Source organism: Mesorhizobium sp. B1-1-1 (assembly GCF_006442955.1).
Taxonomy (GTDB): domain Bacteria; phylum Pseudomonadota; class Alphaproteobacteria; order Rhizobiales; family Rhizobiaceae; genus Mesorhizobium.
In genome coordinates this window covers 67636-91942 of the sequence record NZ_VFWW01000012.1, presented here as the reverse complement: position 1 = coordinate 91942, position 24307 = coordinate 67636, and the positions used below count along the sequence as shown (strand labels likewise).

27 protein-coding genes are annotated in these 24307 nt (G+C 63.6%); 11 read left to right on the top strand and 16 right to left on the bottom strand.

The genetic code is table 11. The annotated features are described in order from the left end of the window. Positions 1 to 10 precede the first annotated feature (10 nt). The 12 genes from flgH to FJ986_RS24240 all read right to left on the bottom strand — a co-directional run bounded on the left by flgH (position 11) and on the right by FJ986_RS24240 (position 9646). On the bottom strand, positions 11 to 715 hold the full coding sequence (gene flgH, locus FJ986_RS24295) for a flagellar basal body L-ring protein FlgH (protein ID WP_140676052.1): 705 nt from the start codon (positions 713 to 715) through the stop codon (positions 11 to 13). Further along, positions 712 to 1290 (bottom strand): MotE family protein, encoded by a 579-nt coding sequence (locus FJ986_RS24290; protein ID WP_181167714.1) that lies wholly within the window; start codon positions 1288 to 1290, stop codon positions 712 to 714. The genes flgH and FJ986_RS24290 overlap by 4 nt, the downstream gene beginning before the upstream one ends. A gap of 3 nt (positions 1291 to 1293) precedes the next feature. Beyond that, positions 1294 to 2535 carry a flagellar basal body P-ring protein FlgI gene (locus FJ986_RS24285; RefSeq protein WP_140522322.1) on the bottom strand — a complete coding sequence of 414 codons (1242 nt, stop codon included), beginning with the start codon at positions 2533 to 2535 and terminating at the stop codon, positions 1294 to 1296. Continuing rightward, on the bottom strand, positions 2532 to 3056 hold the full coding sequence (gene flgA, locus FJ986_RS24280; protein WP_140496215.1) for a flagellar basal body P-ring formation chaperone FlgA: 525 nt from the start codon (positions 3054 to 3056) through the stop codon (positions 2532 to 2534). The genes FJ986_RS24285 and flgA overlap by 4 nt, the downstream gene beginning before the upstream one ends. Positions 3057 to 3061: 5 nt before the next feature. After that, positions 3062 to 3850: a flagellar basal-body rod protein FlgG gene (gene flgG / locus FJ986_RS24275; RefSeq protein ID WP_140513636.1), complete on the bottom strand. Its 789-nt coding sequence runs from the start codon at positions 3848 to 3850 to the stop codon at positions 3062 to 3064. Between the two features lie 11 nt (positions 3851 to 3861). Further along, complete coding sequence (locus FJ986_RS24270; protein ID WP_181165227.1) at positions 3862 to 4185, bottom strand: flagellar hook-basal body complex protein FliE; 324 nt, start codon at positions 4183 to 4185, stop codon at positions 3862 to 3864. Next, positions 4182 to 4598: a flagellar basal body rod protein FlgC gene (flgC, locus tag FJ986_RS24265; protein WP_140496213.1), complete on the bottom strand. Its 417-nt coding sequence runs from the start codon at positions 4596 to 4598 to the stop codon at positions 4182 to 4184. The genes FJ986_RS24270 and flgC overlap by 4 nt, the downstream gene beginning before the upstream one ends. A gap of 2 nt (positions 4599 to 4600) precedes the next feature. Continuing rightward, on the bottom strand, positions 4601 to 4981 hold the full coding sequence (gene flgB / locus FJ986_RS24260; RefSeq protein ID WP_140496212.1) for a flagellar basal body rod protein FlgB: 381 nt from the start codon (positions 4979 to 4981) through the stop codon (positions 4601 to 4603). Between the two features lie 86 nt (positions 4982 to 5067). Next, positions 5068 to 5727 (bottom strand): hypothetical protein, encoded by a 660-nt coding sequence (locus tag FJ986_RS24255; RefSeq protein ID WP_140522320.1) that lies wholly within the window; start codon positions 5725 to 5727, stop codon positions 5068 to 5070. Then, positions 5708 to 7108, bottom strand: a complete 1401-nt coding sequence (gene fliI / locus FJ986_RS24250; protein WP_140657408.1) for a flagellar protein export ATPase FliI — start codon at positions 7106 to 7108, stop codon at positions 5708 to 5710. Before fliI ends, FJ986_RS24255 begins: the two co-directional genes overlap by 20 nt. A 1-nt stretch (position 7109) precedes the next feature. Then, positions 7110 to 7832 (bottom strand): flagellar basal-body rod protein FlgF, encoded by a 723-nt coding sequence (flgF, locus tag FJ986_RS24245; protein WP_140496209.1) that lies wholly within the window; start codon positions 7830 to 7832, stop codon positions 7110 to 7112. A 2-nt stretch (positions 7833 to 7834) separates the two neighbouring features. Next, positions 7835 to 9646, bottom strand: a complete 1812-nt coding sequence (locus FJ986_RS24240; protein WP_140676049.1) for a DUF1217 domain-containing protein — start codon at positions 9644 to 9646, stop codon at positions 7835 to 7837. Positions 9647 to 9803: 157 nt separating this feature from the next. On the opposite strand from FJ986_RS24240, the gene motA reads away from it, so the two are divergent. The 6 genes from motA to FJ986_RS24210 are packed head-to-tail and all read left to right on the top strand — an operon-like array spanning position 9804 to position 14643. Beyond that, the gene (gene motA / locus FJ986_RS24235; RefSeq protein WP_140496207.1) at positions 9804 to 10679 is read left to right on the top strand and encodes a flagellar motor stator protein MotA; all 876 of its coding nucleotides are present in this window, start codon (positions 9804 to 9806) and stop codon (positions 10677 to 10679) included. Between the two features lie 32 nt (positions 10680 to 10711). Continuing rightward, positions 10712 to 11659, top strand: coding sequence for a FliM/FliN family flagellar motor switch protein (locus tag FJ986_RS24230; RefSeq protein ID WP_140650227.1), 948 nt, complete (start codon positions 10712 to 10714; stop codon positions 11657 to 11659). A gap of 17 nt (positions 11660 to 11676) precedes the next feature. Then, positions 11677 to 12063, top strand: coding sequence for a flagellar motor switch protein FliN (gene fliN / locus FJ986_RS24225; RefSeq protein WP_140496205.1), 387 nt, complete (start codon positions 11677 to 11679; stop codon positions 12061 to 12063). Positions 12064 to 12106: 43 nt separating this feature from the next. Continuing rightward, the gene (locus FJ986_RS24220) at positions 12107 to 13120 is read left to right on the top strand and encodes a flagellar motor switch protein FliG (protein WP_140496204.1); all 1014 of its coding nucleotides are present in this window, start codon (positions 12107 to 12109) and stop codon (positions 13118 to 13120) included. 9 nt (positions 13121 to 13129) lie between these two features. Beyond that, entirely contained in the window at positions 13130 to 14212 is a 1083-nt protein-coding gene (gene flhB, locus FJ986_RS24215; protein WP_140522313.1) for a flagellar biosynthesis protein FlhB, read from the top strand. Next, entirely contained in the window at positions 14209 to 14643 is a 435-nt protein-coding gene (locus FJ986_RS24210; RefSeq protein ID WP_140496202.1) for a hypothetical protein, read from the top strand. Before flhB ends, FJ986_RS24210 begins: the two co-directional genes overlap by 4 nt. Here the strand turns inward: FJ986_RS24210 and FJ986_RS24205 are convergent, their stop codons facing one another. The 4 genes from FJ986_RS24205 to FJ986_RS24190 all read right to left on the bottom strand — a co-directional run bounded on the left by FJ986_RS24205 (position 14644) and on the right by FJ986_RS24190 (position 18305). Then, positions 14644 to 15414, bottom strand: a complete 771-nt coding sequence (locus FJ986_RS24205; protein ID WP_140513628.1) for a helix-turn-helix transcriptional regulator — start codon at positions 15412 to 15414, stop codon at positions 14644 to 14646. After that, on the bottom strand, positions 15411 to 16121 hold the full coding sequence (locus FJ986_RS24200) for a helix-turn-helix transcriptional regulator (protein WP_140496200.1): 711 nt from the start codon (positions 16119 to 16121) through the stop codon (positions 15411 to 15413). The genes FJ986_RS24205 and FJ986_RS24200 overlap by 4 nt, the downstream gene beginning before the upstream one ends. Before the next feature lie 475 nt (positions 16122 to 16596). Next, entirely contained in the window at positions 16597 to 17628 is a 1032-nt protein-coding gene (locus FJ986_RS24195; RefSeq protein WP_140632582.1) for a histone deacetylase family protein, read from the bottom strand. Positions 17629 to 17651: 23 nt separating this feature from the next. Continuing rightward, complete coding sequence (locus FJ986_RS24190; RefSeq protein ID WP_140496198.1) at positions 17652 to 18305, bottom strand: TetR/AcrR family transcriptional regulator; 654 nt, start codon at positions 18303 to 18305, stop codon at positions 17652 to 17654. A 246-nt stretch (positions 18306 to 18551) separates the two neighbouring features. On the opposite strand from FJ986_RS24190, the gene FJ986_RS24185 reads away from it, so the two are divergent. From FJ986_RS24185 to FJ986_RS24165, 5 genes are all read left to right on the top strand, one after another. Further along, positions 18552 to 20231: an amidohydrolase gene (locus FJ986_RS24185; protein ID WP_140676046.1), complete on the top strand. Its 1680-nt coding sequence runs from the start codon at positions 18552 to 18554 to the stop codon at positions 20229 to 20231. Between the two features lie 153 nt (positions 20232 to 20384). Continuing rightward, complete coding sequence (locus FJ986_RS24180) at positions 20385 to 21479, top strand: ABC transporter ATP-binding protein (protein WP_140496196.1); 1095 nt, start codon at positions 20385 to 20387, stop codon at positions 21477 to 21479. Then, a complete protein-coding gene (locus FJ986_RS24175) occupies positions 21479 to 22399 on the top strand; it encodes an ABC transporter permease (protein WP_140496195.1) in 921 nt (306 codons plus the stop codon). The genes FJ986_RS24180 and FJ986_RS24175 overlap by 1 nt, the downstream gene beginning before the upstream one ends. After that, a complete protein-coding gene (locus tag FJ986_RS24170; protein ID WP_140496194.1) occupies positions 22392 to 23192 on the top strand; it encodes an ABC transporter permease in 801 nt (266 codons plus the stop codon). The genes FJ986_RS24175 and FJ986_RS24170 overlap by 8 nt, the downstream gene beginning before the upstream one ends. A gap of 23 nt (positions 23193 to 23215) precedes the next feature. Beyond that, the gene (locus FJ986_RS24165; protein ID WP_140496193.1) at positions 23216 to 24250 is read left to right on the top strand and encodes an extracellular solute-binding protein; all 1035 of its coding nucleotides are present in this window, start codon (positions 23216 to 23218) and stop codon (positions 24248 to 24250) included. The last annotated feature ends 57 nt before the right edge of the window (positions 24251 to 24307 follow it).

The following is a 24307-nucleotide window of genomic DNA, read 5'->3' as shown; positions in this document are numbered from 1 at the left end:
CTCCAATGCCCTAGAATGGAAGAACCTGGTCGAGGATCTGCTGGCCGTAGGCCGGCTGCTGGACCTCGCTGACGCGGCCGCGGCCGCCATAGGAGATGCGCGCCTCGGCGATGCGTTCATAGGAGATGGTGTTCTCCGCGCCGATATCCGACGGGCGCACCATGCCGGCGATGGTGAGCACCCTGAGCTCATAGTTAACACGCACTTCCTGCGAGCCCCTGATCATCAAATTGCCATTGGGCAGGACTTCGGTGACGACGGCAGCAACGTTGAGCTCCAGGTTCTCCGAGCGCTTGATCTCGCCGTCCGCATTGGTTTCGGTGCTGGAGCTCAGGCCGGCGTCGCCCTTGCCGCTCGTGCTCTTGTCTTCCCATCCGAGCGTGACGTCGTAACCCAGCTTGCGCGAGGCGGTGCGGCTCCTGTCGTTCTGGTTCTTGAAGTTGGCCTTGTCGTTGAGCTTGATCCTGACGGTGAGAATGTCGCCTTCGCGCAACGCCCTGGGGTCGGTGAACAGCCGGCTCTGGCGATCGTCCCACAGCGAGAATTTCTTGACCAGCGCGGCAGGCGGCTCAGGATAGCTGTAGGGCGAAGCTCCTTCACTGCCGATGCCGGAACCGACCGGCGACAGTGAAGGCTCCCTGCCGATCTCCTTGAGATTGGTGCCGCAGCCGGACAAAGCTGCGACCGCGCACAGGATGAGCGTTCTGCGGATCATGACGGATCTACCCTTCGGGCTGCGCTGGCCATGATGCCGGTGAGCGTCGCCGCCGCCTTCTGGTCCATTTCGTTGAGGATGACGCCGGCCTTGCGCGAATCCAGCTTCATCAGGATGGCCGCGGCGAGATCGGCATTGACGATGGCCAGGCGCTCGGCCGCCGCGTCGGGCTTCATGCCGGCATAGATCTTGACGACGCTGTCCTCGGCCCGGGCCAGGAACACCTCGCGCCGCTTCAGCCAGGTCTCGTATTCGGCCCGCTTTTCGTCCAGTGCCTTCATGCGTTGGTCGATGCCGGCCTGGAGCTGTTTCAACTCCTCCGCCTGCAACACGTAGCGGCGGTCGCGGGCGGCGTCGGCTATGTTGGAGCAGAAGCGCTCGATCTCGCTTTGGTCGGGAGCCTTCTCCCGGGCCAACAGCTGCGGCGCGGGTGCGGGCGGCGCCCCCGGCAGGACCTGGCGGACGGCTTCCTCGGCATGCACGCCGCTGGAAAAGGCCGCCAGAGCGCAGGCCGCGAACAGGATCGCGGCGGGGCGGCATCCTTGATGGAATGAGGGGAAGAAGATCATCGGCATCGCCTATTGGAGAACCAGATCGGCTTGCAGGGCGCCGGCCGACTTGATGCCTTGCAGGATGGCAATGATGCCGTCGGGCTTCACGCCGAGGCGGTTGAGGCCGGAAACAAGGGTTTGCAGGTCCGGGCCGTCGAGCACGGCGACGCGCGCGTCGGGCCGGCTGGCGTCGATGGCGGTGAACGGCTCGACGGCGGTTTCGCCCTTGGAGAATGGTTCGGGCTGCACGACGCGCGGCGCTTCGGTGATGCGCACCGTCAGCGTGCCGTGGCTGATGGCCACGCGTGAGATCTTGACGTCGTTGCCGATGACTATGGTGCCGGTGCGCTCATCGATGACGACGCGGGCCGGCGTATCGGATTCGACCACGAGGTTCTCGATCTCGGCGTAGAAGCGGGCCGCCGATACGCTTTTCGGCCGTCTGATTTGCACGGTGCGGGAATCGCGCTCGGCCGCCACGCGCATGCCGAAGCGCTGGCTGGTGTAGTCATTGATCGCGTCGGCGATGCGAATGGCGGTCGAGAAATCGGGATTGCGCAGCTGCAGCGTCAGTATCGGCTGGTCATCGAACTCGGCCTTCACGGCACGCTCGATGATGGCGCCGTTCGGCACGCGGCCCGCGGTCGGGACGCCTTGCGTCAACTGCTCGGCCTGACCCTGGGCGGTGAAGCCCGAAACGATGACCGCGCCCTGGCCGACGGCATAGATTTCGCCGTCCGCCGCCTTCAGCGGCGTCATGATCAGCGTGCCGCCGGCGAGCGAGGTGGCGTCGCCCATCGAGGAGACGTCGATGTCGATGCGCGCGCCCGACTGTACGTAGGGCGGCATGTTGGCGGTGACGATGACGGCGGCGACGTTCTTGGCGCGCGCTCTGCCGCCTTCGGTGGCGATGCCGAGATTCTCCAGCATGGCGCGGATCGACTGTTCGGTGAACGGCGAGTTGCGCAAGCTGTCGCCCGATCCGGCGAGGCCGATGACCAGGCCGTAGCCGACGAGCTGGTTGTCGCGCGAACTCTGCAGCTGCGCGATGTCCTTGATGCGCGAGGCGACCTGGCCCGGCGGCAGCGAGCTTGGCCCGGGCGAGACGCGGAACATGCGCGTGGTGGTGGCCGGATCATATTCAGGATCGTCATAGACGCCGCCATTCCTGGCGGCGAGTTCGCGCTTGGCCTTGGGCGTGAGGCCGTCGGCCAAGGCAGGCTGCAGGCCGAGCGCGGCTGCAAGCAGAAGAGCAAGCGGACGCATCATGAAGCGCTGACCTGGATGGTTCCGTCGGCCATCACCGTGCCGGAGAGAATTTTCCCGCTGTCGCTGTTGCGAACCTTGATGAGATCGCCGGCCGAGCCTGGCTGCAAGGTCACGGCGGTGGCCGATATCGTCAATCCGCCGGCGATGAAGAAGACCTGCACGGCTGCGCCCTGCTCGACCAGCCAGGCGTCGCGAATGGCGGCGGCGGGGATGTAGCGGCCGGGCAGCAGCGTGCGCTTGGCGATCTTGCCCTGGAGTTCCTCGGCAAGGGTGGCCACCGCGTCGGGCTTGTGCTTGCCGGGGATGAGGGTCACCTGCTTGAGGGCCGCGAGCTCGATGGTCTCGCCGGGATAAATGACCCGGTTTGGGATCAGCACGACCTCGCCGGCAGGCTGGCTGCTGGCGATCTGCGTTGCCGACCGGTTGGCCGCGTCCTGCGCGAAAGCCGGCATGCCGCCGGTCACCAGCGCAAGGACGAGCGCGGTGCGGCGGAACGCGGAGCAGGAGACCGGACCGGCCATTGTCGTTACCTGATGTTCTTGGAGACGACCGAGGCCATGTCGTCGGCGGCCTGGATGACCTTGGAATTCATCTCATAAGCGCGCTGCGCCGAGATCAGTTCGGTAATTTCCTTGACCGGGTCGACGTTGGAGGCCTCGAGATAGCCTTGCTGGATGGTGGCGAAGCCGGGATCGCCGGGCACGCCGGCATTGGCCGGGCCAGAGGCGGTCGTTTCCTGGAACAGATTGTCGCCGAGCGGCGCCAGTCCCGCTTCGTTGGCGAAGTTGACGATCTGGAGCTGGCCGAGATTCTGCAGGTCGGTCTGGCCATCGATGCGGGCGAAGACCTGGCCCGTCTTGTTGACGATGACCTCGACGGCGTCGACCGGGACGTTGATCGCTGGAATGACGCTGGCGCCGTCCACCGTCACCAGCTGGCCTGTGGCGTTGGTGTTGAAGGCGCCGGCGCGGGTGTAGAGCGTGCCGCCGTCGGCGCCTTCGATCTGGAACCAGCCCCTGCCGGTGAGCGCCATGTCGAAACTGTTGCCGGTGCTGGTCAGTTCGCCCTGGGTGTGGACGTTGCGCACGGCGGTGGTCTTGACGCCGAGGCCGATCGAGACGCCTTCCGGCACCAGCGAAGCGTTGGAGCGGTTGGGCACGCCTTGCGTGCGGTCGACCTGGTAGAGCAGGTCGGAGAATTCGGCCCGCGCCCGCTTGTAGCCGGTGGTGTTGATGTTGGCGATATTGTTGGCGATGACTTCCAGATTGGTCTGCTGGGCGTTCATGCCGGTGGCGGCGATGGCGAGTGCTTTCATGGCCGAACTCCTCAGATGCCCATGCGGCTGACTTCGAGATAGGCCGAAACGACCTTGTCGCGGATGGCGACGGCGGTCTGCAGCGCCTGCTGGGCGCTCATCACGGCATCGACGACCTGGCGGGTGTCGGCGTCGCCCTTGAGCGCCTGGACCGAGACCTGCTCGGCGTTCTGCAGCGTGTTGACGGTCTTTGTGGCCGCCTGGCTCAGCGCCTCGGCGAAGGAGGTGCCGAGGTTGCCTGCGCTCGCGGGCGCAACGCCGCCCTGAAGCAGCTCAGTCGCCGTGTCGCCAAGTCCAGGCTTCAGGTTTAGCGCGCCGATGCCGTTCACGATCATTGGTTCCTCATCAGGTCGATGGTCATTGAAATGAGATCGCGCGCCTGCTTCACGACTTGCAGGTTGGCCTCGTAGGAGCGGTTGGCCTCGGTCATGTCGGCCATTTCGATCAGCACGTTGACGTTGGGCATCTTGACGTAGCCCTTGTCGTCGGCGGCCTCGTTGCCGGGCTGGAATTCCACGGGAAAATCGCTGGGATCGCGGTCGATCGAGTTCACTTCGACCGTTGAGCTGCCAGTGGTCCGGTCGAGCTCCGAGACGAAGCTGATGGTCTTGCGGCGATAGGGGTCGGAGCCGGGGGTGGTGCCGGTCGACTGGGCATTGGCGAGGTTTTCGGAAACCACGCGCAGCCGCTCCGACTGGGCGCCGAGGCCGGAGGCTGCTACTTTGAGGGCTGCTGTGAGCGCGTCCATGGTCAGCTCTTCACCGCCATCATCATCATCGAATGGAATGCCTTGACGATTGCCGTGTTGAGCTCGAAGGAGCGGCGCACCTCACCGGCCTTGAGAAGCTGGTCCTCGAGCACGACGGTGTTTTTGGACGGCATGACGACGCCGTCGTCTTCCTGTGGCTTGATCGCGAAACCGGCATTGGTCGCGGCGCTGCCGAGGTGTCCGGCCTGTGTCGTCTGCAACGACACCGCCGCGCGGTCGAGCACCTTTTCGAACGGCTCGACATCGTTTGCCGTATAGCCCGGCGTGTTGGCGTTGGCGATGTTGCCGGCGACCGCCGACTGACGCACGGCCAGCCATTGCGCCTGCTTGGCGGCGAGATCGAAAAGAGAAACGGGCTCCATGGGAATCTCCGGGCGTGTGCCCAAAGACTAAGCCGCCAGTCTTGCGCGGACCTTGCGGGCGGACGCAACCGGCAAGCGCGGCGAACTTATCTGGAAAGCTCGATCACCTGGTTGGCGCTGGTGACCATCACCCATTTGCCGTTGCGTTGCTCGATCGACGACACCTTGTTGGAATCCGGCAGTATCGAGCCGCGCTGGACCATCCACAGCCCGGTGTCGTCCTCGATCATGGCGCGGCCATTGGCGACGTGGACCATGCGGAATTTGGTGACGTCGGCCGGAAAGGGCTGGTCATCTGGTGCCGGGGCGGCGCTGGGATCGTCCTGCACGGTTCCGGTGGCAAGCAGGTCGATATTGGCATTCGGAACGTCCTTGGCCGTCAGCGGCGCGCTGCGCTCGGCAACCACGCCGCCGCCCTCGCGTCCAGAATTGGTGCCGGTGCCGCCGAACTTGATTGCCTGGACGCCGAACTGTTCCTGATTGAAGAAGATATACCAGGGGAACAGCGCGCAGATCAGGCCGAGCGTGATGCCGAGCGCGGCGATGACGAAATCGCTGCGCCGGCCGGCCTTCTTGCCCAGCCTGGGAAACGCGGTCTTGGGCGGCTGCGGCCATTGCGGCGCGGCGAAGAGCCCGTCGATGGCCGAGTTGCGGCTGGCTTCGATCTCTTCTTCGGCTTTCGCCTCAGCGATCATTTCGCGCAGGATACGCTCGGTATGCTGGAGCTCAGTCCCCTTGTTCGGCATTCTGCTTTCCCTTGAGATGGCGGGCGAGATCGGAGAACGGATCAGCGGACGGGCGGTCCTTCGGCGATTGCATCAGCGCTTCGTAGATCAGGGGTACCTGGCGCACCGCCATATCGAGTTCCACGTCGGCGCCGCCCTGGTAGGCGCCGAGCAGGCGGATGTCGCGCGTGTCCTCGAAGCGGGAGATCATCGACTTCAGCCGCGTCACCAGCGCGCGCTGCTCGACGCTCCAGGCCTTGCCGGCCAGGCGTGATATGGACGACAGCGGATTGACCGGCGGATAGCGGCCCTGTTCGGCGATCGCGCGGTCGAGCACGACATGGCCGTCAAGGATGCCGCGCACGGAATCGGCCACTGGATCGTTGTGGTCGTCGCCGTCGACCAGCACGGAAATGATCGCGGTGATCGATCCTTTCCCTTCCACTCCCGGCCCGGCGCGTTCGAGCAGCTTCGGCAGCTCGGTGAAAACCGAAGCGGGATAGCCGCGCGCGACCGGCGGCTCACCCGTTCCCGTCGCAACTTCGCGCAGGGCGTGGGCAAAGCGGGTGATCGAATCCAGCACCAGAAGCACGCGGTGGCCCTGGTCGCGAAAATGTTCGGCGACACGCATCGCGGTGTCCGGCGCCCGCCGGCGCATCATGGCGCTTTCGTCGCTGGTGGCGACGACGGCTACGGTCTTGGCCATGCTGTCGCCGATCGTGTCCTCGAGGAATTCGCGGACCTCGCGGCCGCGTTCGCCGATCAGCGCCACGACCACGGTGTCGAAGGCGTCTGCGCCGGCGAGCATGGCCAGCAGCGTCGACTTGCCGACACCGGAACCGGCAAAGACGCCCATGCGCTGGCCGAAACAGAGCGGCGTGAAAATGTCGATGATCTTGACCCCGGTCATGAAGGCGGTGCCGACGCGCTGGCGCGCCATGGCGCCCGGCGTTGCGGCGGCGGCCGACATGCCGTCGCCCCTGACCAATGGCGGACCGCCGTCGATCGCCCTTGTGAGCGCGTCGATCGTGCGGCCGCGCCACGAGGCATGCGGCGCCACCGCGAGCGGACCGCGACGGAAAACGGCGTCGCCTATGCCGGCATCGGCACTGCGTTCGAAGGGGGCCACGACAATCTCGTCGCGGCTGATCTTGACGATCTCGCCGCGGCGCGTGCCGGCATGGCCGCGCTGTTCGACAAGATCGCCCAGCCTGGCGAAATCCGAAAGGCCGCGCACCTTGTAATGCGTCGATGTGACTTCGGTGACGAGGCCGCCGCGTTTGAGCAGTCCCTCGGCATCGCTGAAGCGCCGCCATATCCGCTCCAGCGCGGCAAGCCGGTCTTCCGGCGTTGGCTGGGGCAGTCTTTCGGGTGCGCGCAGGGTTGGCTGGTCGAGCGACATGCTACTTCGAGCCGAGCGTCTTGATCGCCTCGTCGGTTGAGGAATCAGTCTGCCGCATCAGGGCGGCGGTGTTCTCGAAGGCGCGCTGGACCATGATCAGCCGCGTCATCTCCAACACCGGATTGACGTTGGATTCCTCGACGAAGCCCTGGGCGACGCCGATATCGGCGCGATCGGTCACCGGCTCGGGCGTGCGCGCCGGCACGATGCCGGAATTGCCGTAGCGCACGAAATTCTCACCCGGATCGAAATTGTACAGGCCGATGGAGCCTACCAGCTGATCGTTCTGGCGCAACGATCCGTCGGCTCCGGCCTTGGGCGGGCCGTTGCGGGGGTCGAGCTGGATCGGTGCGCCGCCGGCGTCGAGCACGGGATGGCCCTCGACCGACATCAGCTCGCCATTCTCGTTCATCGAGAAGCGGCCATCGCGGGTCATGATGGTGCCGACCGGCGTCTCGATGGCGAACCAGGCGTCGCCCTGTATGGCGAAATCGAACGGATTGCCGGTCTCGGTCAGGGAGCCATGGGCGCCGGAAAGGTAGGTCTTGCCCGAGGAGGCGAAGGACACGGATTTCGGCCCGGTGCCGGACACCACGTCCTCGAACTTCACGCCGGTGGCGCGAAAGCCGACGGTCGAGGCGTTGGCGACATTGTCGGCGATCGTGTCGAGCCGACGCTCGAGCGCGATCTGCGAGGAAAGGGCGACGTAGAGACTGTCCCGCATGGTCAGAACTTCAACTTCTGCATGGCCATCATCAGGTCGGTGGAGATCCCCGCCGTGACCGGCTTGGCGAAGAGCACGCTGATCGACGACACGGCTGACGAGGTCGGGTGGTTGATCTCGTACATGGAGGTGAAGCGGGTCAGGAACTTGCCGAGCTTTTCGGGGTCGGAGAAATCGGAAATGTCGAGCTTCTGCTCGAACAGCTGCGCCTGCTTGTCGACGTCGGCGGTGGCGAAGGAATCGGGCAAGCCGAGCACTGTGCGCACCACGCTGGCAAGAGCGGTGTCGGCGAGCACATCGTACCAGCTGGTGATATCAGGCGCCTTGCGCTGGAAATAGAGCGCCAGCCGTACGCCCTCGTTGGTTTGGCCGGCATCCTCCTCCAGCGTCTGGCGCATGTATTTGTCGACGGTCGGCTGCTGTGCCGGATTGGTCGTGGTGGCCGCTTCGCCGTATTGTTCGAAGTTGAAGGCGGAGGCGAGCCCGGCATAGGCTTTGTTGGTCATCTTGTTGGCGACGCTGTCGGGGTCGCGGACGCCACCGGCCAGAACGCTGCGGATGAGATCCTTCCTCTCTGTCGCCGGATCGAGCGCGTAGGCCGAGAGGGCATAATTGTACAAGCGGCTGTTGGCCATCAGATCGTCGATGGATTTCACGTTCGTGATGTTGGCCAGATAATATGCGGTCTCCGACTTGATGTAGTCCGCATTTGGCTTGATCAGGCCAAGCGCCGACCCTGTCGTGTAGATTTTCGGCGTATCTTTCAGCACTGCGTCGCGCGTGGTCGTCTGATCGCCATATTGGGCAAAATCGAAGGCCGTGACGAAGTTGGCGTATCGTTTATCGGTCAGCTTGTTTGCAGGGCTGTTGGGATCGCTCACGCCGCCCTCGAGCATGGCGCGGATCTGCCGCGGGGTTTCGGTTGACGCATCCAGTCCATAGGACGCCATGGCGAATGTAAGCAGGCGCTTGTCCGCCATGAGGTCGTCAATCGACTTCACCTTGGAAATGTTTGCCGCGTAGTAGTCGGCCTCGCCCTTGACGTACTGCGCGCTCGGCTTGACCAACGTCAGCCCGGCTCCGGCCATGTAGCCCTTAGGCACCGCCTGCTGGACGTTGTCGCGCGTGGTCGTCTGATCGCCATACTGGGCGAAGTCGAACGCCGAGACGAAGTTGGCGTAACTCTTGTCGGTCAGCTTGTTGGCGGGACTGTTGGTATCGCTGACGCCACCTTCGAGCATCGCCCTGACCGTTGCGGCCGGTTCGGTTTCGGCGTCGAGCCCGAATGCGGCCATCGCGTATGTCAGCAGGCGGCTGTCGCCCATCAGGTCGTCGATCGACTTAACCTTGGAGATGTTGGTGACATAATAGGCGGTTTCGCTCTGATAGTAAGAGAAGCCCGCCTGCGAGGCGCCGATCTGGACTTGCAGCGCATAGTTGCCGGTCACCAGCTGCTGCGCCTTGTTGTAAACCGTGGTATTGGCGCCGTTGGCTGCGAAGTTGAAGGCGCTGACAAATTCGGCGTAGCGCTTGTCGGTCAGCTTGTTGGCGAAACTGTCGGGGTCGGAAACGCCTTCCTTGAGCGCCTTGACCATGAACGCCTTGGCGTAAGCCATGTCCTCCAGGCCGTAGGCCTTCATGGCATATTTGAACAAACGGTCATTGTTGACGAAATCGTCGATCGATTTCACCTTGGTGATGTTGTCCAGATAATATTTGGTGTCGCGATCGACCGCCGGCTGCTTTTCGATGCGGTCGATCGACTTGTCGATGTCCCTGGTGATCAACTGGTAGCTGGTATAGGTACTGAGCAAGGACGCGCCTCCGGCCGAAGCTATGCCAGCACAATAGACTCACTTCCTTGCGCGAAACTGAATCGCGCCGATCGGCTCGATGCCGCTCCGATTCAAGCCTCACACAAGGCACGGGGACTATCCCTTGCACCTGACTTGAAATGCGGAAGGACCTCTCGTGGGCATTCTGATTGGACTGGTGGTGACGCTCGGCTGCGTCCTTGGCGGCTTCATGGCCATGGGCGGGCATCTGCATGTGCTGATGCAGCCCTGGGAAGCGGTGGTCATCTGCGGCGCCGCACTCGGCACCTTCCTCGTCGCCAATCCGATGAAAACGGTCAAGGACACCGGCAGGGGCATCCTCGAAGCCTTCAAGCAGGCCGTGCCGAAGGAGCAGGATTATCTGGAAACGCTCGGCGTGCTGCACAGCCTGATGCGTGAACTGCGTTCGAAGTCGCGCAGCGAGGTCGAGGCGCATATCGACAATCCCGAGGAATCGGCGATCTTCCAGGCATTCCCCACCGTGCTGAAGAACCACGACCTGACGCATTTCATCTGCGACTATTGCCGGATCATCATCATCGGCAACGCCCGTTCGCACGAGATCGAGGCGCTGATGGATGAGGAAATCCAGACCATCAAGTCCGACAAGATGAAAGCCTACCACGCGCTGGTGGCGGTCGGCGACGGCCTGCCGGCGCTCGGGATCGTCGCCGCCGTGCTCGGCGTGGTCAAGGCGATGGGCGCGCTCGACCAGTCGCCGGAAATCCTTGGCGGCCTGATCGGCGCCGCCCTCGTCGGTACCTTCCTCGGCATCTTCCTGTCTTACGCGGTGGTCGGGCCCGTCGCCACCAAGATCAAGACGGTGCGCGAGAAGAAGAACCGGCTCTACATCATCGTCAAGCAGACGTTGCTCGCCTATATGAACGGCGCCCTGCCGCAGGTGGCGATCGAGTTCGGCCGCAAGACCATATCGTCCTATGAACGGCCGACCATCGACGCCGTCGAGCAGAGCACGATGAACACCGGCTCCGCCGAGAAAAGGGCCGCCTGAGCGATGCGCGACAGATCGGTGCCGACATTGTCATGACCAGTCCCGGCAGTCCCTCACAAGCGCGCTCCCTGATCATCGAGCGCCTGGTCGGCGACAGCGGCGAGGCCGCCCAGGTCATCGGCGCCGGCCGGGGCATGGCAGAGCGCGCTGCGCCGCTGCTGCAGAAGAGCCTGACCAGTGAGCTTGGAGTTCCGGTCACCGTCGATCTCAGGGGGGTCGAGGTCAGCCGCGTCGCGGAGGCCCGCTCCCGTGCCGGCGATACGTTTGCCATGACCATCGTTGCGTCAGCCACGTCCTCCGATGCCATGACCCTGGTGATCGATGCGCCGGCGATCGCGGTCACGCTTTGCACGCTGTTCGGCGGCGACCCGGAGATGCCGGCATCGCCGATAGAGCGTGATCTGTCGCAGATCGAGGTCGATGTTTCGACCATGATGTTCCAGCAGGTCGCGCAGGCACTGAACGGATCGGGACGACGGTCGCTCGACCTGCGCCTGCCAGTGCCGCGGGCGATGTCGGGCACCGAAGCCAAACGACACGTGTTGCGCGACGGCGCTGCAATCCGCATCGTCTTCGGCATCTCGACGCCGGCCGACAGCGGCACCGTCACGGTGACGATGCCGCAGCGTGTCGTGCTGGCCAGCCGAGACAGCGCTGCTGCCGGCGGCGAGAACGATCAGGGCGCCAGCTGGCGCGCGCGCTTTTCGGAAGAAGTGATGCGCTCCACGGTAGCGCTCGAGGCGACCATGCCGCTGGCCCGACTGACGCTCGGCGATCTTGCCGATTTCGAAATTGGCCAGATCATCGAATTCGAGGAAACGGCGCAATCGCAAGCGCGTCTCGGCGCGCGCGGCAAGACGCTGTTCGTATGCGAGTTCGGCAAGCTGGGACAGAATTACACCGTCCGGATCAAGCATCCCTATGATGCCGGACAGGATTTTATCGACGGGCTCATGCCGGCTGGTGCCGGGCACGCCTGAGCTTTTGGAGACGATGCATGGCCAAGACCAAGGCAGAAGCCGAAATCGACCAACCGGACGAGCAGCTCGACCGCGCCATCGAGGAATTGCGCGGGGTTCTGCATGAAGAGGAACAGCGCCCCGATATTGCGTTCAAGGCCGCGTCCGCTGCCAATTCGAGCGTCATCATGAACATCCCCGTCGACGTCCAGATCATCCTCGGCAGCACCGAGATGCCGGTGTCCGACCTGATGGCGCTGCAGAAGGGCTCCACGGTGGCGCTCAACCGCCGCATCGGCGAACCGGTCGACGTGGTGGTCAACGGCCGCAGAATAGCGCGCGGCGAGATCACCGTGCTCGAAAGCGACCCGTCGCGCTTCGGCATCAGGCTGACCGAAATCATCGCCGGCACGAAGGGCGCGTGAAGATGCGCCGCGGGTCTTGCCGGCGACAGCGGGAGCGAAAGGCATGACGACGTCCCTTTCCCTGACGCGTCCGCAGAAGGCGGCCGCCATACTGGTGGCGATGGGCAAGCCGTCGGCCAGCCGCCTCTTGAAATTCTTCAAGCAGGAGGAATTGAAGGCGCTTATCGAGGGCGCCCGGCTGCTCAGGACCATTCCGCAAGGCGATCTCGAGCGCATCGTCGCCGAGTTCGAGGCGGAGTTCACCGAAGGGGCGGGACTGCTCGATTCCGCCGACAGGATGGACACCATCCTCAATGAATCGCTGTCACCCGAAGAGATGAGCGCGATCATGGGTGACAAGAAATTCGAGGTTGCGCCGGAAGGTCCGCCGCCGATCTGGCCCGAGCTCGAGAAGCTCGAGCCGGTGCGGCTTGGTACTTTCCTGGCCGGTGAACATCCGCAGACTGCGGCCATGGTGCTGTCGAAGCTGGCGCCGCAGGCGGCGGCGAGCGTGCTGTTGACGTTGAGCAAGCCGACGCGCGGCGAGATCATCAAGCGCATGGTGACGATGGCCAATGTTCCCGACGCCGCCAGCAGGATCGTCGAAAACCGGCTGCGCACCAGCGTGCTGGCGGAAACCGCGACCAAGGATACATCGGCCGGACAGGCGCGCGTCGCCAGCGTTCTCAACGAATTGGACAAGCCGCTGCTCGAGGAGGTCATGCAGGACCTGGAGGCCGCCGGCACGCCCGATCTCGACGGCGTCCGGGCTCGGCTGTTCGCCTTTGACGATTTGCCGCTGCTTACCCAGAAAGCGCGCGTGCTTCTATTCGATGGGCTGTCGACCGAACTGGTCACGCTGGCGCTGCGCGGCACTTCGGCGATCCTTGCCGAAGCGGCGCTGTCGGCGATCGGCGCGCGCTCGCGGCGCATGATCGAAGCCGAACTCGGACAAGGATCCGAAGGGGTTCCCCTCGCCGACATCATGGCGGCGCGCAAGACGATCGTGACGACGACAATCCGGCTGGCGCGCGAAGGCGCGTTCGAGCTTCCCGCGACCCAGAACGCCGCCGCCTAAGGCCGGATCATGGCAGAGGCGGTCGACAAGGATTCCAAAACCGAAGAAGCGACGGAAAAGAAGATCCGCGACACCATCGAACAGGGCAAGCTGCCCCATTCGAGGGAGACCGCGCTCCTGGCCTCCTTCGTCGCCATACTGGTGTTCACCGTCTTCTACGCCAAGGATGCCATTGTCGATCTCGGCATGTTCCTGTCGATGTTCCTGGAGAAGCCGGAAGCCTGGCCGATGGACACCGAGACCGACGTCATCGCGCTCTACAAGATCGTCATGCTGGAGGTGGGCCGTGCCATCCTCAGCCTGCTGGTGCTCCTGACCATCGCCGGCATCGGCGCCTCGGTGTTCCAGAACATGCCGCAGTTCGTCGGCGAACGCATCAGGCCGCAGCTGTCGCGCATCTCGATCGTCAAGGGCTGGAACAGGCTGTTCGGGGTGCAGGGCTGGGTCGAGTTCCTGAAGGCGCTCGGCAAGGTGGGCTTCGCCATCGTCGTGCTCGCCTTCACGCTGTCCGAGGATCACCGCAAGCTGCTCGCCGGCATGATCACCAATCCCGTCGCCTTCGGCCTCGTCATCCGCGGCATCGCGGTCGACATACTGGTGGCGATCGTCTTCGTCATGGGCCTGATCGCGGCGATCGACATCGTCTGGTCGCGCTTCCACTGGAAGCAGGACCTGCGCATGAGCAAGCAGGAGGTCAAGGACGAGTTCAAGCAGTCCGAGGGTGACCCGATCGTTAAGTCGCGGCTGCGCTCGCTGGCGCGCGACCGCGCTCGCAAGCGGATGATGACGGCGGTGCCGCGCGCGACGTTGATCATCGCCAATCCAACGCACTTCTCGATCGCGCTTAAATATGTGCGCGACGAGGATTCGGCACCGCTGGTGCTGGCCAAGGGGCAGGATCTGGTGGCGCTCAAGATCCGCGAAATCGCGCGCGAGCACAACATCCCGATCTTCGAGGACGTGGCGCTCGCCCGCTCCATGTACAAGCAAGTTTCGGTCGATAGTGTGATCCCGTCGCAATTCTACCAGGCCGTCGCCGAACTGGTGCGGATCGTCTACTCGAAAAAGGCTGAGCGCAGACAGATTTCATGAACCGCCAACCGCACGCCAACTCCCGCGAGATCATCGTCGCCAGCGCCATCGAGCAAGTCGTGGCGGAGCTCAGGCTGATCGATGTCGCCGATTATATCGCCTTCATCCGGCTGGAGCATTTCGCCTGCCTGTCGGACCTGGTCGATTCCGCGGCGGAACTGTTCTTCAAGCCGGGCACGCTGAGGCTCGGCCATGGCGGCGAGGCGCATGTCGACTGGAGCGGCAGCCCGCGCATCGTGCTCGATCTCGAGCTTCGGCCGCCCGGCGTCACGGTCTATTTCCAGCTGACGCTGAGCGAAAAAGGCGCCTCGGTCGCGGTCAACTACGTGTCGTTCGAAAAGCCCGGCGAGGACCCCGAGCACAACACCGCCCTGCTCGAGGCGGTGGTCGAACAGGCGCGTATCCGCAAGGTCGAGCCGCTGGCGTTCTAACTATTCGATCAGGCCGAGCCGCAGCGCCTTGGCGACCGCCTGGTTGCGGTTGACGGCGTTGAGCTTCTGGGTCGACTGGGTGAGATACTGGTTGGCGGTATGCACCGACAGTTTCAGCAGCCGCGCTATCTCCTCGCTGGTATTGCCGTTGGCGGTTAGCTTCAGGCATTCGAGCTCGCGCTTGGAGATCGCGCGCGTCTTGCCGACATCGCCCGGCCGCATGCGGGCGACAGCGGCGAACAGCGAAAAGCAACGGGCGTGGATTTCATAGAGCGCGTCCTGCGGCAGGGCGATCTCCGAGCCGAGAAAGACGACGAGGCCGCATTGGCCGCGATCGGCGTGGACGGGAAAGGCGATGCCGCTGCTGCCGGGCGCCAGCGGCGCCATCTGCTCGGTCCAAGCAAGGCCGCCGAACATCTCGCTCATGGCCGCCACACCGTCATCCGTCCACCAGCGCGGTTCGGTCGAGATCCTGCTATGGCGCACGATCTCCTCGCCATTGGCGCCCGAGATGAACTTGGTCGCCACCGATATGCCGGGATAGTCGGAATCGAAGCACGGCACCAGCCGCGCCCGCTCGAGCGACGGGCTGACGAAGAACAGGCCGAAGGCCGAGGCATTGATGTCGACGGCGATCCACCGGCAGCGCCGCACAGCATCGGGAATGGTCACGGCGTGATGCGTTTCGGAGCCGAGCGAGAAGGCACCGAACGGATTGCGCTGGTCGTTAAAAAGGGCCTCGGCGGCCTGCTTGACGTCGGCCTGTTTCAAATGATGCCGCTCCTGATCGCCGTGGCGATGGCCATCGCGCGGTTGCTGGCCGCGAATTTCTGGATGGCGTGGGTGATGTAGCTGTTGACGGTGTTGGAGGACACGCCAAGGATGACGGCAACCTCGTCCGTGGTCTTGCCTTCCGAGACCCAGAACAGGCATTCGCGCTCGCGGTCCGACAGCGGATCCTGCATGGCGGCGGCGGCGATCAGTTGCGGAATATGCGAGAGCGCGTAGCAGCACTTCAACTGCGCCTTCATCAGCGCCGGTTGGTCGATCCGACCGGCGGCTGCCGCCGAGAACAGCGCGAACAGGCGTTGGCGGCCGACATTCAGCCTGAGCGAATAGATTTCGGCATGGCCGAGCACGTCGAGCAGACGTGCCTCTTCGCCGGAGACCAGCCCCTCGGCCTGTGGTGCCTGCGCCGACACCAGCGGCCTTGGACGCATGCCCGGCGCAACGGTGAGCGCGCCCTGGGCAAGGCCAGCGATCAGCCGCTTGCCGATCAGTTCGATGGCGTCGAAAATCCAGTTGGACGAGACGATGCGCGCGTCGTTGCGGTCCTGATCGTGGACGATGGCGACCAGCATATAGCTGTCGGCACCGATCTCGGCGGTCAACTCCATGAAAAAGCTGGTGAGATCGCCGCGCGACGTCAGGCGCGAGCCCAATGTGTCGGATTGAAGAAGCGCGGCGGGACTGCTCATTGCTGTTTTTGGCCGGAATCGATGCTGATGTCCGGATGCTGGAGAGCCAGCCGCCGAACCTGAAAACGCGTTACATTTACGAGACACACACAAGCGCGGGGTCGCGCCCGATCAGACGGAATCCATTCAGGGAACGCGAAGCCGTCCGCGTCTGGCGCCAGAAAATTCCGGCACTTGAGACTTTGGGTGGTCGCCGCGCCCCCCGAGGACCGGCTGATTCGGGTCTAATCTACCCGTAGATGAATCTGACATCAAACGCGATTTGACAAAATCGAATCGAGTGGACTCAAGCTGCGACTCAGGGGCCGATTTTCGCGCGTTTCGGTGCGTGAAAATGTTCGAGCCGTGCAAGCCAGTCTTCTCGGCCGGGGCTGTTTCGGTCGCGCCCACCAACGGGCTAGAGGATGTCAAAGAGCGGCTGACGCCGCCCTTTTTCGTGTTTCCCTGAAAGCTGCCGCGCTTCGGGCAGCCGGTGTCACCGGCCCTCGAAGCCGGTCAGCACGCCGACGGCATTGATGCCGATTTCCTCGACGGCGTAGCCGCCTTCCATGACGAACAGCGTCGGCAGGCCGAGCCTGGCGATGCGGCGGCCGATCATGGGATAGTCCGACGACTTCAGCTTGAACTGGCTGATAGGATCCTTCTCGAACGTGTCGACGCCGAGCGAGACGATGACGACGTCTGGCGCGTAGGCGGCGAGCCTGGCGCAGGCGTCTTCCAGCGAGGCGCTCCAGGCGTCCCAGCCGGTGCCGAACGGCATGGGATAGTTGATGTTGAAACCTTCGCCCGCGCCGGCGCCACGCTCGTCGGCATGGCCGAGGAAGAACGGATATTCGACCATCGGGTCGCCGTGCAAATTGAGGACCTGCACGTCGGCGCGGTCGTAGAAGATCTCCTGTGTGCCGTTGCCGTGATGATAGTCGACATCGAGGATCGAGATGCGGCCGGCCCCCTGGTCGCGGAACCATTGCGCGGCAACGGCCGCGTTGTTGATGTAGCAATAGCCGCCCATGAAGCCGGCTCCGGCATGGTGGCCGGGCGGACGGCAGAGCGCGAAGGCGGAGGCTTCGCCGGCCTTGACCAGGCCCGCGGCGGTCAGCGCGACGTCGTAGGAGGACTTGATCGCATCCCATGTTCCTTCGACGAAGGTGGCGCCGCCGTCGAAGGAATAATAGCCGAGCAGGGCGTCGACGCGCTTGGGCGGCACGTCGCCGCGCAGGCCGCGTGTCGGCCAGGTGAAGGGCATGGCTGTGCCTGTGTGGCCCTCGGCGATCCATTGCGGCCAGACCGTCGGCAGGAAATCGACGTAGTCGGCCCTGTGGATGCGCTTGGCGGCGGCAAGATCATGCTCGGCCGGCGCGATGATCGGCCCGAGTTTCTCGCTGTCGACCCGCGCCTTGATGAACTCGGCGCGCGAGGGTTTTTCGAAACCCGGCACGATCGCCGATGTGACCAGTTCCATCTGGCCGGCGTGGCCGGCGTGAAGCGGCGAATAGACAGTCTTCATAAAATTCCTCTCGAAATGCGAAATCAGTCAAGGTTGAGGTAGGGGGTCACCAGAGCGAGCCACATGGTTTCGACATCGTCCTCGATGAGGTCGTATGTCCGGCGATCCCTTTTCAGGCCGACAAGACGGCAGGCGTGTCCGACCTCCATCATCAGCACGCCGAGCCGGTTGGCGACCTTGTCTTCGAGAGCCGGGTTCACGTGCCGCAGCCATGCCGCATAGAGGGCGATGATCTGGTCGTCATACTCGTTCTGGATCGGTCTCAGGTCGGCGTTGCCTGAAATAGCCTCGATCACCGGCATCAGGCTGGCATTGTCGAGATAAAGCCTGGAGGTATCGGTGAAGAGCCTGCGCACCTCCCGCCGAAACTCCTCGCGGTTGGTGGGCGGATCGACCCTGATGCGCCTCGCGATCACTTCGGGAAAGGATGACAGCCAGCGCCGGGCGAGGTCCAGGAGAATGGCTTCCTTGTTGGGAAAGTATTGGTACACCGAACCGACCGACAGGCCCGCGCGCTGCGCTATGGCGAGCGTCGTCGGCGTCCTTGTCCCTTGCTCGCGGGTCAGGATCAGCGCCGCGTCGAGAATCCGGTCCACCACCTTGCTCGACCGTTGTTGGCGCGGCTGCTTGCGCGGTTCGAGCGCTATCCTGGTTTTGCGATCGAGACTGCGCTTCACGGCTTGACGTCCTCGTTCCCCGCCCAGTCCCAACATCGGCGCAGAGTGTTGTCCACAATACATTGCAAATTCCGCATGTTGACAAACGCGAATGATTAGTCGCATTCTTTTATCCACGCTGCCTTGGGGATAACAAGGGGAATTTCGAAGACAGCGCGCCGGCATCATCTTTCCCCATCGCCCCTCCCGCGGAGCGGCAGCTCGTGGGCAGTGGTTGTCGGTCTCAGTCAAAAGCGCGGAGTCGCGATGTCTGTCACGGGTGCGGGTCACAAGGCGGATCTGATCGTCATCAATGGTCGTGTGTTGACCATGGACGATGACAATCCGACCGCCGAAGCCGTTGCCGTCAAGGATGGCGCCATCGTCGCTCTCGGCAGCCACGCCTCCATCGAAGAGTTCAAGGGGCCGGCCACCAGGGTCATCGACGCCAGGGGCGGTTCGGTGATCCCGGGTTTCATCGAAGCCCACATGCATCTGTTTTCAGGCGCGGCCGAGCTTGCCCATCTCCAGTTGTCGGGCGTCCACGGTTTCGAGGCGCTGCAAAAGGCGATCCGCGACTACGCGTCGACGCACCCCGATGCCAAGATGCTGGTCGGACAGGGCGTCGACTACACCGTGCTCGACGACGAGCGAGTGACGCGCCATCATCTCGATGCGATCCTGCCGGACCGGCCCTTCATCATGGCCGCGCCCGACCACCATACGATGTGGGCCAACACCAAGGCGCTGGACTTGGCTGGCATCCTGAATGGGCGCACGCTTGGCCCCGGCAATGAGATCGTCATGGGCGACGACGGCCTGGCCAATGGCGAACTGCGCGAGGGCGAGGCTTTCGGCCCGGTGCTCGATCTTGCCGGCGAGGGCCGGGTGCGGCTCGGGCTGGCGACGGGCGGCGAGCCAGACCCGATGCCATCGGCGGAAGAACGCGCCGCCGACCGCGACATCATGCGGCGCGGGCTCGCCTGGTGCGCGCGCCACGGCATCACCTCGATCCAGAACATGGACGGCAATCTCTACCAGCTCGAATTGCTGGCCGAGATCGAGGCCGAGGAGGGTCTGTCCTGCCGGGTGCAGATACCCTTCCACTACAAGAATTTCATGACGCTCGACATACTCGACAAGGCCTCGGCGATGGCCGAGCGCTACAATGGCGAGTGGCTGTCGTCAGGCATGGTCAAGGTGTTCTACGACGGCGTGCTCGATTCCTGGACGGCCGTCATGATCGAGCCCTATGCCGACCGTCCCGACTGGGTGGGTGAACCACTGTTCACGCCCCAGCAATTCATCGATCTCGCCGTCGCCGTCGACAGGCGCGGCCTGCAGATCGCCGTGCATTCGATCGGCGACGGCGCGGTGCGCGCCGTCCTCAACGGCTACGAGGCGGCGCAAAAGGCCAATGGCAGGCGCGACAGCCGGCATCGTGTCGAACATATAGAGGTCATCGGCGCATCTGATGTGCCGCGTTTCGCCGAACTCGGCGCCATCGCTTCGATGCAGCCGCCGCATCCGCCCGGCGCCATGGATTTTCCGCTGGAGCCGACTGTGTCGCGCATCGGGCCGGCGCGCTGGCCGCTGAGCTATGCCTGGCGCACCCTGAAGAATGCCGGCGCGCATGTCGTGTTCGCGTCGGACTGGCCGGTGTCGCCGATCGATCCGATCCTGGGCATCCAGGCGGCAGCGATGCGCAAACCATGGGCATCAAGCGATCCGGACCAGAGCTTCTCGCTGCGTGAATCGCTTGCCGCCTACACGGTCGAGGGCGCCTATGCCGAATTCGCCGAGCACCGCAAGGGCACGCTGAAGCCGGGCTATATGGCCGATCTGGTGGTTTTGTCGGCCGACATCGAAAAGACTATGCCGGCCGACCTGCACAAGGTGCGCCCGGTAACAACGATCTGCGGCGGCAAAGTCACCTACCAGGCCTGACATGGCATGCGGCTTGCCTGCTGAAATGGCGGACTGAAATGACCGACTGAACTGTGATTCAATGCCGGACTTGCCAACCCATCGGCCGTGTGGTCACATCCAACAGGGGAAAAGCTCCGCCAGCAAGAGCGGGGTCAACAGTGAGGCGTAATCGTGCCGGACAAACCGGATCGGAATGCGATTGAAGTAGTAAACGTCAGCAAAATTTTCGGATCGGGTGAGGGGCAGGTCGCTGCCCTCGACAAAGTCTCGGTATCCATCCGCGAAAACGAATTCTTCACACTGCTGGGACCATCCGGCTGCGGCAAGACCACCTTGCTGCGGCTGATCGCCGGCTTCGACTTTCCAACCGCCGGCGAAATCCTGCTTTACGGCCAGGACATCGCGCCATTGCCGCCCTTCAAGCGGCCGGTCAACACCGTCTTCCAGTCCTATGCGCTGTTCCCGCACATGACGGTGGCAGACAATATCGGCTTCGGCCTGGAGATGCTGGGCAAGCCCAAGGCGCAGATCAAGGCGCGCGTTGCCGAGATGCTGAAGCTGGTCAAGATGGAGGCGCTGGCGGGCCGGCGCACCGGCCAGATTTCCGGCGGCCAGCAGCAGCGCGTGGCGCTGGCCCGGGCGCTCGCGCCGCAACCGAAGGTGCTGCTGCTCGACGAACCGCTCTCCGCCCTCGACTACAAGCTGCGCAAGGAGATGCAAATCGAGTTGAAGCGGCTGCAGCACGAGACCGGCATAACCTTCATCTTCGTCACCCATGACCAGGAAGAAGCGCTGACGATGTCGGACCGCATCGCCGTGATGTCGTCGGGCAAGATCCTGCAGGTCGGCTCGCCCTGGGATATCTACGACAAGCCTGCCGAACGCTTCGTCGCCGACTTCATCGGCGAGACCAACTTTCTCACCGCGGCCATATCGGGCACCGGCAACGGCAAGGCGCGCGCGACGCTCAAATCCGGCACCACCATCGAGGCGACCGTCGCCGAAGGTTTCCAGCCGAAGGACAACGCCACCGTGGTGGTGAGGCCGGAGCATGCCAAGCTGACCAAGAGCAAGGGCGACCTGGCGGGCAGGGTCGACAACATCGTCTATTTCGGCACCGACACGCATATCCATGTCCAGCTCGACAGCGGCGAAGCCTTCACCGTGCGCCAGCAGAACACGCGCAGCGCCGGCTGCGGTTTCGAGCGCGGCGACAAGGTCGGCATCCTGATCGGCAACGACGCCGCGCAAGTGCTGAGGGACTGATGGCCACCGCCGAAGAAGTCGCCAAGGCAGCGGAGCGGCGCGACGTCCGCGACCGCTGGTTGCTGTCAGCGCCGGCGCTGCTGGTCATTCTGCTCGCCGCGACCGGCCCGTTGCTGATCGTGCTCGTCTATTCGTTCCTGACGCCCGGCGCCTATGGCGACGTGAAGTGGCAATTTTCGCCGGAAGCCTGGGTGTCGGTGTTCATGGAACGCGACATTTTCGACGACACGCTGTCGCTCGCGGCCGCCCACGTCACCATCTTCCTGCGCTCGATCAAGCTCGCGGTGGTGACGACGCTGGCGACTTTGGCGCTCGGCTTCCCGACCGCCTATTTCATGGCGACGCGCAGTGAAAAGACCAGGGATCTCTGGCTATTCCTGATCACCATTCCGTTCTGGACCAACCTCCTTATCCGTACCTTCGCGGTGCTGCAGATCATCCGCAACGAAGGCATCGTCAATACCATCCTTCTGAAGCTCGGCATCGTCTCGGCGCCGGTGCAGATCCTCTACACCGACACGGCGATCCTGATCGGCATGGCCTATGTCTACCTGCCGCTGATGGTGCTGCCGATCTATGCAAGCATGGAAAAACTCGATTTCCGGCTGGTCGAGGCTGGCTACGATCTCTACGCGACGCGCTTCAAGGTGCTGCGCAAGATCATTTTCCCGCTGGTCAAACCCGGGGTCATCGCCGGCTCCATCCTGGTCTTCATTCCGGCCCTTGGCGCCTATGTGACGCCGAGCGTGCTTGGCGGCGGCAAGAACATGATGCTGTCCAACCTGATCGAATTGCAGTTCGGACAGGGCCGCAACTGGCCGCTTGGCTCGGCGCTGTCGATCACGGTCATGATAATCGTCATGGTGGCGCTGCTGGCCTATGTGCGCAACGCCGGCAAGTCGGGGGTGCGTCATGGCTAGCAATTTCTCCATCAAGCACCAGCCTGGCTTCACCGCCATCGCGGCAACCTGTTTCGTCGTGCTCTATTTGCCGATCATCGTGCTGGTCATCTACGCCTTCAACGCGGCGAGCTCGACCTCGGAATGGGGCGGGTTTTCGCTCAAATGGTTCCAGTCGGCCTGGCAGAACACGCAGGTCATCGATGCGACGATGCGTTCCTTCCAGATCGGCGCCATAGCGGCGGCCCTTGCCACCATCTTCGCCACCATGGCCGCGCTCGCCACCACGCGCACACCGCCCTATCCCGGGCTGACCTTCAAATACGCGGCCATCAACCAGCCGCTGATGGTGCCCGAAATCGTCACCGGCGTGGCGCTGCTGATCTTCTTCTCGCGCATCAAGATCTTCACCGGCTATTCCGGCCTTGGCTACCTGATCGCCGCGCATACGGCGTTCTGCATCCCGTTTGCCTACCTGCCGATCCGGGCGCGGCTGGAGAATATGGACCTGACGCTGGAACGCGCCGCCGCCGACCTCTATGCGACGCCGTGGAAGACCTTCCGCCGCATCACGCTGCCGCTTTTGTGGCCCGGCATCCTCGCCGGCCTGATGCTGGCTTTCGTCATCTCGCTCGATGACGTCGTCATCACCGAATTCGTCAAGTCGGGCGGCCAGGACACGCTGCCCACCTACATGCTCGGCCAGATCCGCCGCGGCATCACACCCGAGATCAACGCGATATCGACCGCCTTCCTGCTGCTTTCGGTCGCGATCGTCACGTTGTTTTTCTTTGTCAGCAGGAAACGAGACTGAAACCGATAATGGGAGTTAAAACGATGAACTGGAAGACAACGGCGTCCGCCATGGGGTTGGCGTTGCTCGCTTCGACGGGCCTTGCCCGCGCCGACGGCGTGCTCAACATCTACAATTGGGGCAATTACACCAGCCCCGACGTGATCAAGAAGTTCGAAGCCAAATACAACGTCAAGGTGACCATCACCGACTACGATTCCAACGACACCGCGCTTGCCAAGGTGCGCCAGGGCGGCACCGGTTTCGACATCGCCGTGCCTTCGCAGACCTACGTGCCGATCTGGATCAAGGAAGGCCTCGTTCAGGAAACCGATCCAGGCAAGATGGAGAACTTCAAGAACGTGGCGCCGGAATGGGCCAATCCTGAGTTCGATCCGGGCCGCAAATACACGGTTCCGTGGGCCTGGGGCACTATCGGCGTCGTCGTCAATACCGACGCCTACAAGGGCCCGGCCAACACGTGGGGCATCATCTTCAACACGCCCGACGAGTTGAAGGGTAAGGTCAACGTCGTACCGGAGATGGGCGACGTGATGTTCGCCGCGATCAAGTATGTCGGCGGCCAGCAATGCACCAACGACAAGACGGTGCTGAAGAAAGTACGTGACCTGCTGGTGGCGGCCAAGCCGAACTGGATCGCCATGGAATACAACACTATTGAGAAGATGGGCGCCGGCGACTTCAAGGCAACCAGCGACTGGAATGGCTCGGCTTTGCGTCAGCGCCTCGCCAACCCGGCCATCCACTTCAACTACCCGAAGGAAGGCTATGGCCTGTGGAGCGACAACGTCGTCGTCCTGAAAGAGGCCAAGAATGTCGAGAACGCCAAGCTGTTCCAGAACTTCATCATGGATCCGGAAAACGCGGCCGGCCTCTCGGCCTTCCATCGTTACGCCAATGCCATCGCCGGTTCGGACAAGTACATGCCGGCCGACATGAAGGACGCGCCGGAAGTCGTCATTCCGGCCGACGCCAAGCCGCTTGGCGAACTGCAGCAGATGTGCGCGCCAGAGACGCAGGAACTTTACACCAAGATCTGGACCGAACTGCAGAAGTAATCGCCGCATGACGGACCCGGCGGCACATGCCGCCGGGTCTTTTCCGTTTCCGGGAAT